The sequence below is a fragment of the Pokkaliibacter sp. MBI-7 genome (assembly GCF_029846635.1).
In the GTDB taxonomy this organism is placed as follows: Bacteria; Pseudomonadota; Gammaproteobacteria; order Pseudomonadales; family Balneatricaceae; genus Pokkaliibacter.
Map to the genome: position 1 here is coordinate 2,731,177 of NZ_JARVTG010000001.1, position 12,434 is coordinate 2,743,610.

11 protein-coding genes are annotated in these 12,434 nt (G+C 60.5%); 10 read left to right on the top strand and 1 reads right to left on the bottom strand.

The annotated features are described in order from the left end of the window. The first annotated feature begins 20 nt into the window (after positions 1-20). The 10 genes from nuoE to QCD60_RS12240 all read left to right on the top strand — a co-directional run bounded on the left by nuoE (position 21) and on the right by QCD60_RS12240 (position 11,594). A complete protein-coding gene (nuoE, locus tag QCD60_RS12195) occupies positions 21-557 on the top strand; it encodes an NADH-quinone oxidoreductase subunit NuoE (RefSeq protein ID WP_279785597.1) in 537 nt (178 codons plus the stop codon). Positions 558-569: 12 nt separating this feature from the next. Beyond that, the gene (gene nuoF / locus QCD60_RS12200; protein WP_279785600.1) at positions 570-1,889 is read left to right on the top strand and encodes an NADH-quinone oxidoreductase subunit NuoF; all 1,320 of its coding nucleotides are present in this window, start codon (positions 570-572) and stop codon (positions 1,887-1,889) included. Then, the gene (locus tag QCD60_RS12205) at positions 1,889-4,240 is read left to right on the top strand and encodes a molybdopterin-dependent oxidoreductase (protein WP_279785602.1); all 2,352 of its coding nucleotides are present in this window, start codon (positions 1,889-1,891) and stop codon (positions 4,238-4,240) included. Before nuoF ends, QCD60_RS12205 begins: the two co-directional genes overlap by 1 nt. Then, entirely contained in the window at positions 4,237-5,214 is a 978-nt protein-coding gene (gene nuoH, locus QCD60_RS12210) for an NADH-quinone oxidoreductase subunit NuoH (RefSeq protein WP_279785604.1), read from the top strand. The genes QCD60_RS12205 and nuoH overlap by 4 nt, the downstream gene beginning before the upstream one ends. A gap of 131 nt (positions 5,215-5,345) precedes the next feature. Continuing rightward, a complete protein-coding gene (gene nuoI, locus QCD60_RS12215) occupies positions 5,346-5,885 on the top strand; it encodes an NADH-quinone oxidoreductase subunit NuoI (protein WP_104154746.1) in 540 nt (179 codons plus the stop codon). Positions 5,886-5,900: 15 nt separating this feature from the next. After that, a complete protein-coding gene (locus QCD60_RS12220) occupies positions 5,901-6,446 on the top strand; it encodes an NADH-quinone oxidoreductase subunit J (protein ID WP_279785607.1) in 546 nt (181 codons plus the stop codon). Continuing rightward, positions 6,446-6,772 (top strand): NADH-quinone oxidoreductase subunit NuoK, encoded by a 327-nt coding sequence (gene nuoK / locus QCD60_RS12225; protein WP_279785609.1) that lies wholly within the window; start codon positions 6,446-6,448, stop codon positions 6,770-6,772. Before QCD60_RS12220 ends, nuoK begins: the two co-directional genes overlap by 1 nt. Next, entirely contained in the window at positions 6,769-8,658 is a 1,890-nt protein-coding gene (gene nuoL / locus QCD60_RS12230) for an NADH-quinone oxidoreductase subunit L (RefSeq protein ID WP_279785611.1), read from the top strand. The genes nuoK and nuoL overlap by 4 nt, the downstream gene beginning before the upstream one ends. A 19-nt stretch (positions 8,659-8,677) precedes the next feature. After that, complete coding sequence (locus QCD60_RS12235; protein ID WP_279785613.1) at positions 8,678-10,162, top strand: NADH-quinone oxidoreductase subunit M; 1,485 nt, start codon at positions 8,678-8,680, stop codon at positions 10,160-10,162. Then, the gene (locus QCD60_RS12240; RefSeq protein ID WP_279785615.1) at positions 10,149-11,594 is read left to right on the top strand and encodes an NADH-quinone oxidoreductase subunit N; all 1,446 of its coding nucleotides are present in this window, start codon (positions 10,149-10,151) and stop codon (positions 11,592-11,594) included. The genes QCD60_RS12235 and QCD60_RS12240 overlap by 14 nt, the downstream gene beginning before the upstream one ends. Before the next feature lie 56 nt (positions 11,595-11,650). On the opposite strand, the gene QCD60_RS12245 is transcribed toward QCD60_RS12240, so the two are convergent. Beyond that, positions 11,651-12,424, bottom strand: coding sequence for a DUF4328 domain-containing protein (locus QCD60_RS12245; RefSeq protein ID WP_279785617.1), 774 nt, complete (start codon positions 12,422-12,424; stop codon positions 11,651-11,653). Positions 12,425-12,434 lie beyond the last annotated feature (10 nt).

Below are 12,434 nucleotides of genomic sequence, written 5' to 3' on the forward strand. Positions count from 1 at the left end.
GGCGAGCCGGAGGAGCATTTATGAGTTTGACTGAACACGAAATCGAGCACCTCAGGGAGCATATTGCGCACTACCCTGAGAAACGTGCCGGTGCCATCTATTGCCTGTACTACGTGCAGGACAAATACGGCTACATCCCGCGCGCCAGTCTGGACGAAGTGTCGGAACTGACCGACCTGTCGCCGACCCAGCTGGATGAGCTGATCACCTTCTATACCCTGTTGCGTCGCCGTCCGGTGGGTCGCCGCCTGATCCGCATCTGCGACAGCATTTCCTGTTACACCCGTGGTTCCGAGCAGGTACTGGCTGCCGCCAAAGAGGCGGTCGGTGTCGAGTTTGGCCAGATTTCCAGGGACGGTGCCGTCACCGTACTGCCCAGCATCTGTCTGGGTCTGTGCGACCGCGCCCCTGCCGGTCTGGTCGACGACAGCGAAGATCTGGGTGAGCTGACCCCGGAGAAAATCCGCGACCTGATCTGCAGCTATGCCGCTGAAACGCTGGACAGCAAAGCCGCTGGCGGGCAGCAGATTCTGGCCGTCCTCAAGGACCAGCAGTAACAGGAGCTGACTATGGAAAAAGTACTATCGCGCAATTTTCATCATGCGCAGCCCCTTGATCTGGCGGCCTACCGTGCTGGTGGCGGCTATGACAGCCTGCAGTCGATCTTCGGCCGTGACCGTGAAGAAATGGTCAACGAGCTGCGTGCCTCCGGCCTGCGTGGCTGTGGTGGCGCCGGTTTCTCCACCGGTCTGAAGTGGAGCTTTCTGGCCAAGGATGCCGCACGTCCGATCTATCTGGTGATCAACCTCGATGAATCCGAGCCCGGCTCCTGTAAGGACCGTCAGGTGCTCTATCGTGATCCGCACACCATCGTCGAAGGCGTGCTGGCGTCGGCCTATATCATCGGCGCGGACAAAGCCTTCGTCTTCGTGCGGGGTGAATACAAAGTCGGTGCGGCCAAGCTGGAAAAGGCGGTACAGGAAGCCCGTGATGCGGGTCTGCTGGGGGATAACATCCTCGGCTCCGGTTTCTCGCTGGATATCGACGTGCACCTGAGTGCCGGCCGCTATATCTGCGGTGAAGAAACCGCCCTGCTCAACGCCCTCGAAGGCTATCGTGCCAACCCCCGCTCCAAGCCGCCCTTCCCGGCCGTCAAAGGTCTGTGGGGCCAGCCGACCATTGTTAACAACATGGAAACTGTCTGCCATGTCCCCTCCATCATGCACAAGGGTGCACAGTGGTTTCAGGGGCAGGGCCAGAACGGCGGCAGCGGCACTCACCTGTTCCAGGTGTCAGGCCCGGTGAAGAACCCCGGCGTATTCGAGCTGCCAATGGGGGTGACCGCCCGCGAACTGATCTACGATCACGCCGGTGGCCTGCTGGATGGCCGCAAGCTGATTGCCTTCCAGCCCGGTGGCTCCTCCACACCCTTCATGACGCCAGATCAGCTGGACACGCCGATGCACTTCGATGCGGTAGCCAAGATCGGCTCCCGTCTGGGGACCGGCGGGGTGATCATCATGGATGACACCATCTGCCCGCTGAAGTACACCCGCAACCTGATCGAATTCTATGCCCGTGAATCCTGTGGCTTCTGCACGCCCTGCCGTGACGGTCTGCCCTATCTGGTGCATCTGTTCGACAAGTTTGAACTGGGTACGGCAACCGATGCCGATCACCAGACCATTCTCGAACTGTGCGGCCTGATTGGCCCCAACACGCACTGCGCACTGGCTCCGGGTGCGGTCATGCCAGTGCAGTCGGCGTTGCAGCTGTTCGATAACGAATTCAAGAAACATATCGCCAGTAAGGGATGTAGCTATTCCCCCGTTGCCGCGACGGTGTCGCAGGCCGCTGCAGGCGCTGGCGTACAGGGAGGACACCACTGATGGGAACCCTCTATATCGATGATCAGCCGGTCGAATTCCAGCCCGGTGACAATGTGCTGGATGCTGCCAAGCGTGCCAACATCGAAGTCCCCTACTTCTGCTACCACCCGGCCCTCGGTGCGGTGGGTTCGTGCCGCGTCTGCGCCATGGAAACCGTGCCCAGTCGGGAAGGTGAGCAGCCGCGCACAGTGATGACCTGTACCCTCAAGGCACAGGATGGCATGCGCTTCAAATTCGCCCAGAGCGACAAGGCTCCCGGTGTGTCCAAGACCATGGTGGAGTTCTATATGACCCGCCATCCCAATGACTGCCCGGTGTGCGATGAAGGCGGCGACTGCCACCTGCAGAACATGACCGTGGAAGTCGGTCACGCCTACCGTCGCTTCGATGGCCAGAAGAAAACCTATCCCAACCAGCTGCTCGGCCCGCTGGTGTGGAACACCGCCAACCGCTGCATCACCTGCTACCGCTGTGTGCGTTTCTATCAGGATTACGCCCTCGGTGATGACTTCGGCGCCATGGGCTCGCGTAATAACGTGCTGTTCCGTCGCATTGATGACGGTGCGTTCGACAGCCCCTTCGCCGGTAACATCATTACGGTCTGCCCGACCGGTACCTTCACCGACAAGGTGTTCCGTCGCAAATATTCGCGCACCTGGATGCTGAAGAAGAGTGCGTCCATCTGTGCTCACTGCAGCGTCGGCTGCCACGTCGAGCCCGGTGCTCGTGCCGGTACCCTGCGCCGGGTGGTGCCCAACGAAAACAGTGCGGTTAACCAGTACTTCATCTGTGACCGTGGCCGTTATGCGCCACACGCCAGTGAAGCTGCGGATCGTCCGCTGCAGGTCAAAGTGGGTGGCCAGCCACGTCAGGAACCCGCACTGGCGGTGCTGCGTCAGGCACTGGCGGTCAGTGATGCGCGCTGGGGCGTAATGGGTTCCGGTCGTGAAGATGTGGTGACCAATCTGGTCCTGCAACAGCTGGCGGCCGATCTGAATGCCCCCTTCACTGCCTTTACTGATCCGCTGACTGAAGTGCGCACCAAAACCGCCGTCAACCTCAGCCTGTCGGCACCCAGCCTGCAGGACATTGAGGCGTCAGACTGCATTCTGGTGGTCGGTGAGCTGACCGAACATGCGCCAATGATGGAACTGGCCGTGCGCCAGGCCCTAAAGCAGGGCAAGCCCGTGCTGATGCTGCATGCCTCCGCCAGTGTGCTGGCCGGCATGATTCGTAAGCAGCGTAGCCTGCAGGCGCAGACTCAGGCACCGGTACTGTGGGCAGAAACCCTGCAGAAACTGATCAGCCAGCTGACTCAGGAGCAGGCCGATGGCTGGGCAGCTCTGCTGAAGAATGCCAAGGCCCCGGTATTGCTGGGCGTGGCAGAAGTGATGCCCACCGCTGTCATCAAGGCACTGGCCGAACTGGCCGCTGTTATTGGTGAGCACAGCCGTCTGGGCTTTGCGCTGCCTGCTGCCAACAGCTTCGGTGCGGCACAGGTCAGTCAGGCCGGTTCCAGCGAGCAGCTGCTGACATCGCTGGAAAGCGGCGCCATTAATGCCCTGCTGGTGGTCGGTGCTGACCCCATGAGCGGCTGGCAGGGTGAGCGCTGGAGCAAGGCGCTGGCGAAGATCCAGCATCTGGTGGTGGTCGACCATATTCACAGTGCCACCGTACAGGCGGCGACCGTGGTGGTGCCTTCTGCTGCCGTCAGCGAACGCAATGGCGTCTTCATTAACTACGAAGGTCGGGTGCAGTCCTTTGCCAAGGCCTACAGCCGTGAAACCCCCGTGCTGCTGCAGGAAGAGCTGATCGGCCTGCTGTCCAGTGACGCGCGGGCACGGGTACAGAGCCAGCTGCAGTCCATGCTGGGCAGTGCCATGCCCTCTCCGGGCTCTGCCGGTAACCGCATCAAGCCTGCCACCCTGCCGATCGGTCAGGTGGCCGAAGCCGTGCTGGGCAGCGGCACCGCGCTGGTGCTGCAAGGCTGGCACGGTGAGGAAGAAGTGGCAGGTTTTGCCACCGAGCTGGCCTCGCTGACTCCTCATGACAGCGTTGGCATCGCTCCGGCCTATGCTAAAGCGCTGGGGCTGACGCTCGACAAGAACAGCCGTCTGACCCTCAGTGTGCATGGCAAACAGCTGACCCTGCCGGTCGCGCTGTCGGCACAGATCGCCGAAGGCTGCGTGGCGGTTTCCCGTCGTGCTTTTGCCGAATTGCAGGCGCGTCTGGGTGATGAGGTGAAACTGACGGCTGCCATACGCCTGAGCGAAGAGCCGGCTGAGCAGCCGGTGGTAGCACAGTTCACCCCGGTCCGTGGTGACCACAGCAACGGAGGAGTGCGTCCATGAGTCCCTGGCTATTCTGGCCGCTGATCACTATCGCCATGGTGGTGGTCATTCTCGGTCTGATTCTGGCTGCTGGTTTCACTGTGTTCGGTGAGCGACGCATCCTCGGTTTGCTGCAAAACCGCTATGGCCCCAACCAGGCCGGCCCGTTTGGCCTGCTGCAGGCCATCGCTGACGCCGTCAAACTGCTGACCAAGGAATACTTCCTGCCCGGTTTCGTCGACCAGAAGCTGTACAAGCTGGCGCCGGTACTGGTGGTGGTGACGGTACTGCTGAGCTTTGTCGTGGTGCCGGTCGGTAAGGGCATCAGCTTTGCTGCTGACTTCAACGTTGGCCTGCTGTTTATCCTTGGCCTCAGCTCGCTGCATGTTTACGGCATCTTCCTCGGTGGCTGGTCATCCAGCACCAAGTACACCGTGCTGGGGTCGATTCGTACCATTGCGCAGTTAATCAGCTATGAGCTGGCGATGGGGGTGGCGCTGCTGGGCGTGGTGCTGCTGGCTGGTTCCTTCAGCCTCGACGACATCGTCCTCAAGCAGGATATTGCCTATATTTTCCTGCAGCCCTTCGGCTTCATTGTGTTCTTCATTGCCGGTATCGCCGAAACCAACCGTCTGCCGTTCGACCTGCCCGAAGCAGAAAACGAGCTGGCTGCGGGCTTCAACACCGAGTACGGCGGCATGCCGTTCGCCATGTTCTTCCTCGGTGAGTACCTCGGCATCATCTTTATTTCCTGCCTGACCACCACCCTGTATCTGGGTGGCTGGCATGGCCCCTGGGCAGAAAGCTACCCGCTGGTGGGTGTGTTCTGGTTTGCCCTGAAGACCCTGGCACTGCTGTTCTTCTTCATCTGGATGCGCGCCAGTGTGCCCCGGGTACGCTGGGACCAGCTGATGAATTTCGGCTGGAAGTATCTGCTGCCGCTGGGGCTGGTCAACATCATTGCCACCGCACTGATCAGTGCGCTGTGGATGTGATGAGCAGTGAAGGTGATGTCAGTTAACGATTTTCAATTTACTGACCGGTCAGGTGCGGCGATGGCCCACCGCCCGGAGGCCGTGCTCCTGCAGGAGTGGTGCGCCGGGTCAGACAGGTCGAGGAGTTCACAATGAAAAACCTGAAGAACTGGGTCGGTGAAATCACCGGTGCGTTCTCAGCGACGCTGAAACATGCGTTCGCCGAGCGCGATACCGTGTGTTACCCGGCGGAAAAGCCTGATCTGCCGGAGCGCTGGCGCGGACGCATCATCCTGACCGTGACCCCGGAAGGTGAAGAGCGTTGTGTGGCCTGCTACCTGTGCTCGTCGGTCTGCCCGTCCAGCGCGATCACCATTCAGGGTGCGGAGCGCGAGGACGATGAACGCCGTTATGCAGAGAAGTTTGAAATCGACTTTACCCGCTGCATCTTCTGCGGCCTGTGTGAAGAAGCCTGCCCGACCCGGGCGATCCAGACTACCAATGACTTCGAGATGGGTGCGTCTTCCCGTGCTGAGCTGGTCTATGACAAGTCACGGTTGCTGGAGAATCACACCGGTAAGTACCCCGACTTTGATTATTTCAAACGGGCCGGGGTTCCTATTCGTGGCAAGGACGTGGGTGAAGGGGCGAATGAAAAGCCTCCCGTCGATGTCTATACCCTGCTGCCCTGACGGAGGACTCCTACCATGATGCTCTGGCATTTTGTCTTCTGGCTCAGCTGCGCGGTCGCCGTGGTCTGCTCAGCCAGTCTGCTGTTCGTCAGGAAGCCCATGCACGGGGCGGTGTATCTGACCACCGCCATGTGTGCACTGGCCGTGGCGTTTTATCTGCTCGGTGCGCCCTTTATCGCCATGATGCAGCTGATTCTTTACGTCGGCGCCATCATGGTGCTGTTCGTGTTTGTGATCATGCTCAGCCCGCTGCAGGAGACCTTTCCGCTGCAGCTGCAGGACCGCAGCCTGTGGCCCGGTCTGATTCTGCTGATCCTGATGCTGCTGGAGCTGGGCGCGCTGCTGCTCGGCGGCCTGCAGGTCGATCCGACCACACCGCAGATCATTGACTCCAAGGCGGTGGGCGAGCTGCTGTTCGGCCACTACAAGCTGGCTGTCGAGGCCATCTCTACCCTGCTGCTGGCGGCACTGGTGGGCGTGATGTATTTCGCCCGGCATCTGCAGAACCATCAGGAGCGTAAAGCGCCTGAGGCCCGGCCTGCACAGAAGGAGGCCAACTGATGAACCTTCTTGCCGTATTGTTTGTGTCCTTTCTGCTGTTCGCGCTGGGGCTGGCCGTCATTCTGGTGCGCCGTCAGCTGTTGTTTGTGCTGATGGGGATTGAAGTGATGACCAACGGTGCCGTACTGGCGGCCGTGGCCGCTGGCCAGTACTGGCACAGTGCCGATGGTCAGGTGCTGAGCCTGTTCATGATGCTGGTGGCGGGCAGCGAGCTGGCCATCACCCTGTTGCTGGCGATGCTGAGCTATCGCTATCTGAAAGTCAGCCGGATTGACCAGATGAATCAATTGCAGGACAAGCTGGATAAAGAGGGGCAGCTGCTATGACCGATGCCCTGGTAACGCTCCCTATGATGCACCATCTGCTGTGGCTGATTCCCTGCGCACCGTTGCTGGGTGCGCTGCTGATCATTGCCCTTGATGGTCTGCCCACCCGCGCCTACGGCATCATCGCCAGTCTGGCGGTACTGGTGTCCGCCATCTGTGTCGCTCTGCTGTGGCTGAGTGGCAGCTGGGATATGCCGGTACAGACGGCCTATGAGTGGATGCATATCGACAACTGGCAGCTCGATGTGGGCTTCCGGGTTGACCGTTTCACGCTGGTGATGGCCAGCGTCAGTGCCTGGGTGGGTCTGCTGATCCACCTGTTCTCAACCCAGTACATGCGTCACGACTTTGGTGAGCGTCGTTATTTCGCCTACCTCAACCTGTTCGTTGGCGGCATGCTGCTGTTCATCACCGCCGATAACCTGATCCTGCTGTATGCCGGCTGGGAAATCATGGGCCTGTGTTCCTACGCACTGGTGTCGCACTACTACACCAAAGACGAAAACGTCGACGCCGGTCGCAAAGCCTTTGTGACTACACGTATTGGTGATACTGCCCTGGCGATTGGTATTTTCCTCTGCTTCATGCAGTTCCAGAGCCTGAATCTGGAGGCCATCTTCCAGGCGGCGCCCCAGGCGCCAACCGGCATGATCGCGGCAATCTGTATCCTGTTCATGCTCGGTGCCTTTGCCAAGTCGGCACAGTTCCCGCTGCATGTGTGGTTGCCGGACGCCATGGCTGGTCCGTCCACGGTCTCGGCCCTGATCCACGCCGCCACCATGATCACCGCCGGTGTGTATCTGATTGCCCGCACTCATGTGCTGTTTGATCTGGTGCCGGATGTGCGCTGGTGGGTCGCGCTGGTCGGTGCCTTCACCGCGCTGTACGCCTCGGTCAGTGCCATCGGTCAGAACGATATCAAGCGCATTCTGGCTTACTCCACCATCAGTCAGATCGGCTATATGTTCGCCGCACTGGGTGTTGGTGGTTATTCACTGGCGCTGTTCCATCTGGCGGTGCATGCCTGCTTCAAGGCGCTGATGTTCATGAGCTCCGGGGTGATCATCGAGATCTATCACCACGATCATGACATCCGCAACATGGGTGGCCTGCACAAGAAACAGAAGTTCCTCAGCTACGCCTATCTGGCGGGCAGTCTGGCGCTGGCCGCCCTGCCGCTGGTCACGGCCAGCTTCTACAGTAAAGATGCCATTATCGCCGCAACCTACACCGCCGATCACGGTGCCTTCCTCGCCGGTCTCGGCCTGCTGGGTGCGCTGCTGACCGGTATCTACTCCATGCGCATGTACTTCATGGTGTTTACCGGCAAGGCGCGCAGTGAAATCCACGACTACAGGATGACCTGGGTCATGAAGCTGCCACTGGGCCTGCTGGCCGTGGGCAGTATCTGTCTGGGCTTTATCCAGCTGCCTGACAGCTGGTCGTTTGGCCCGCACCTGCTGTTACCCTGGCTGGAGCCGGTGCTGACCAGCGTGGCGTTGCCCGAAGGCCATGCCGGGGAAATGCTGGAGCTGCTCGGCGCTGCCGCTGCAGTGATCGGTATTCTGATTGCCTGGCCGCTGACCAAGGCGGAAGTTCGCAGTGGTCGTGGTGTCGGCAATATCGGCTTCCTGAACAAGGCGCTGTATATCGATGAGCTCTCCAAAGTGCTGGTGATCCGTCCCTTCCTCGCCCTCTGCGCGGTATTGGGCAGTGTGATCGACGGTCTGCTGCTCAATGGCGTGCTGGTGGCCGGTGTGCGTCGCCTGATGCTCAACGCGGCAGAGGTGGTCAGTCGTGGTCAGGGTGCGCTGGTCAGCCGCTACGTGCTGCTGATGGTGCTCGGCCTGATGCTGATCATCGGCTATCTGACCGTGCAGCTGTAGGGAAGGAGTAGAGACAACTATGTTGAATTTAGTGATTTATTTCCCTCTGCTGGCCGCTGCGGCGATCTGGCTGGGCTGTCGCGAGCGCGGCACCCTCGCCCGCTCCCTGACGCTGGCGGTGATCTGTCTTGAAACCCTGATCCTGTTCGGGCTGGCCATGGGGGGCAACGCCCTGAGTCTGGATGCCGAGTGGATTGCCGATTACGGCATTCACTATCACCTGCAGCTGGATGGCCTGGGCCTGGCGCTGTCGGTACTGAGCGGTGGTCTGGCCGTGGTGGCCATTCTGGTCGGCTGGGAGCGGATCGACCGCTGGCAGGCCTTTGGCCCGCTGCTGCTGGCGACCCTGAGTGGTATGGTCGGCCTGTTTGCCGCCTACGACCTGATCCTGTTCTACGTGTTCTGGGAGCTGATGCTGATCCCCATGTACTTCATGCTGGCCATGTGGGGGGATCCTGACTCACGCCGCTCTGCTACGCAGTTCATGCTGGTGACCGTCACCGCCTCGCTGCTGATGCTGGTCGCCATCATTCTGCTGTTTATCGCCCATGGCGTGCAGACCGGCATCTACACCTTCGATTACGGCATCCTCAAACAGACGCCGCTGATCGGCAATACCCTGCTGAGCAAGCTGATTCTCGGTGGCCTGCTGCTGGGCTTTGGCGTCAAAGTGCCGGTTTTCCCGCTGCACTTCTGGGCGCCGCTGGCTTACCGCAAGGGTGATCCCAGCGTCATCATCATGCTGTCAGGTGCCATGGCTAACGCCGGTGTCTACGGTCTGCTGCGCTTTACTATGCCGCTGATGCCTGAGGTTACCGCCTCCTTCGCCCCCTGGGGCATGGCTATCGGTGCTATCGGCACCCTCTACGGTGCGGCGCAGGCCATTCGTCAGGACGATCTGCGTGGTGTGATTGCCTGGTCCAGTATCAGTCACATGAACATTGCCATTCTGGCGCTGTTCGCCTGGCAGGCGCAGGCTCTGCACGGCATGGCCCTGCAGCTGCTGGCCCACGGCCTGTCGGTGGCCGGTCTGTTTGCCATCGCCGCGCTGCTGCTGGATCGCAAACGTGATGGCGTCTATGCCAACGTCGGTGGCCTGTATGCCCAGATGCCCAAGCTCGGGATGTGCTTCCTGTTTTTTGTGGTGGCGACCGTTGGTATGCCTGGCCTTGCCAACTTCGCTGGCGAAGCGCTGATTCTGGCCGGTGCCATCAGCCGCTCCATCCTGTGGGGCAGCGTCGGTGCCGTGACCATCCTGCTGAGCGTGATCTACGGGGTGAAGGTTTATGGCAAGGTCATGCTGGGCCCGGTTAATCCGCGCGTGCCGACCGAGCTGTGGGATCTCAACAGCCGTGAAAAGGCCGCTCTGACCGTACTGATCATCGCCATTCTGGTGATCGGTCTGATGCCGCAGCTGATGATTGAAACCGTACACCTGCCCACCGCCGAACTGCTGGCGGTCAATATCGATTCGCTGTTTGGGGGTGTCCATGCCATCGACTGATTTTTACCCCGTCATAGCCCCGGCCCTGACCGGCATCGGTGGCTTGCTGGTCCTGCTGATTGGCGTCTGGCCACGGCTGAAGGATGCGGCGCTGGTGGCGTTTTACGCCAGTATCGTGCTGCTGCTGGGAGCCATGGCCGTGTTGCTGGCCCCGCACGAGGCCGCCGGTTTCGAGCGTTTTATCACACTGGATCCGGTCAACCGTCACGGCTGGCTGCTGTTTACTGCCGGTGGTCTGGCCACCCTGCTGCTGGCCTGGCGTGACCGCCAGCTGCTGGGCGAGGTGGATGAGCAGTTCTGCTCGCTGGTGCTGTTCGCCGTTACCGGCACCTATCTGCTGAGCGCGGCGACCAATCTGCTGGCCGCCTTTATCGGTATGGAGCTGACTGCCCTGTCGGTGATGGCCATGATTGCCTGGCAGCCGCAGCGTAAGGGTGCGGTGGAGGCGGCGATCAAATATGCCATCACGGCTACCGTCAGCGGTTCCATCATGCTGTTCGGTATCGTGCTGATGTATGCCGGCAGCGGCAGCCTGTATCTGGATGCCATTCCCGGCAATCTGGGCGGTGAACGCACCAATGAGACGCTGGTGATCGTCGGTCTGGCGATGGTGCTGGTCGGTATCGCCTTCGAGCTGGCAGTCGCACCGTTCCATTGCTGGCTGGCCGATGTGTTCCAGGGTTCCAGTTCACCAGTGACGGCGTTTATCGCCTCGGTGGGCAAGATCGCCATGCTGCTGTTCCTGCTCAATCTGGCCGATCAGCTGTCTGGCCTGTGGCCTGCCATCCATGGCGTGATCATCGGCATGGTGGTACTCAGCGTGGTCTGGGGTAACCTCGCCGCGCTGCGTCAGAGCAACCTCAAACGGATGCTGGCCTACTCCTCAGTCGCTCACTTTGGCTATGTGCTGCTGGCGCTGACGGCCATCAGCGGCGATGCCGATGGCAATGCCGATCTGCTGCAGGCCGCGGCATACTACGGTCTGAGCTATGCGGTGATGAACATGGTCAGCTTCGCTGTGATCGGCTTGCTGTCAGGTATCAACCCCAGTGCTGATCTGGAAGGTTACCGTGGGATGGGGCGTCGTTACCCGCTGCTCGGTGTGGCACTGGCGATTGCTGTGCTGTCACTGGCCGGTATTCCGCCCACCGCCGGTTTCTTTGCCAAACTGTTTGTCTTCACTCAGGCGCTGAATCAGGGCCAGCTCGGTCTGGTGATCATCGCCAGTCTGGCGGCGGCCAGCTCGCTGTTCTACTACCTGCGGATTCTGGTGGTGTTCTTCTCTGTGCCGAGCAATGAGGTCAGCGAAGAGGCCGATATTGCCCTGCAGGGCGATGCGGTCGTGATGGGCCCGACACTGGTGATCAGCCTCAGTACCGCCGCGGTGCTGCTGATTGGTCTGTGTGCCGGGACGGTACTCACGTTTATCTGAGTGTTCTGACGGTATAACAATAACCCCATCTGTCTCGCGGCAGATGGGGTTTTGTTTTACTGGCCGGGTACCACAGGCGACGTGGTCTGTGAGACTGCGCTGGCGCGGCTGTCACGGTCACCGCTATCGTCACTCGGGAGTGCCTGATACTGCGCCTGCTGACGGCGCTGGATGGTGCGGATAAGGTACAGCAGCAACAGGGTCAGTGGCAGGCTGAGAAGGGCATTGATACCGTACAGCACCGCCAGTTCACGCAGGGCCAGCAGCTGCTCGACACGGTTGGTCAGTAATTCCGCGACCCGTCCAAGCAGCAGCACGACCAGCCACAACCCCCACCACAGGCGCATCAGGCCGGGCACTCTGATACGGCTCCAGCCGGAGGCGGTGCTGAGGCTGGTCTGCCACAGCTCTTTCATGGCCTGAAAGGGTTTCCAGAGATTCAGGCCGGGGATGAAGTAACTCGCCACGGCCCAGCCGGGTGAAAACTGCAGGCCTTTGCTACCGAGCTGGTGGGCGTTGTAAACGGCGCGATAGGTCCAGAGCAGCACCCCAGTCCCGGCTACGACAGCGGCCGCTAGGCTGAACAGCAGGGCACCGATCAGACGCAGCTGACTGGATTGCACATCGCTGTCCACCGACTCGGCAGCCAGATACACGCCGTGTTGCACGTCCGTCAACAGCCGGTAATTCAGTACGGAGCTGATCAGGACCAGCAGTGTGGCCAGCAGATACAGATAAAGCAGATAACTGACCCAGCGGGTCATGATGTGATACTCACGATAGCCGGAAGAAGTAGGCACGATGCAGTCCTTGAACAGATGAGCTTCCATGGTGCTGCAC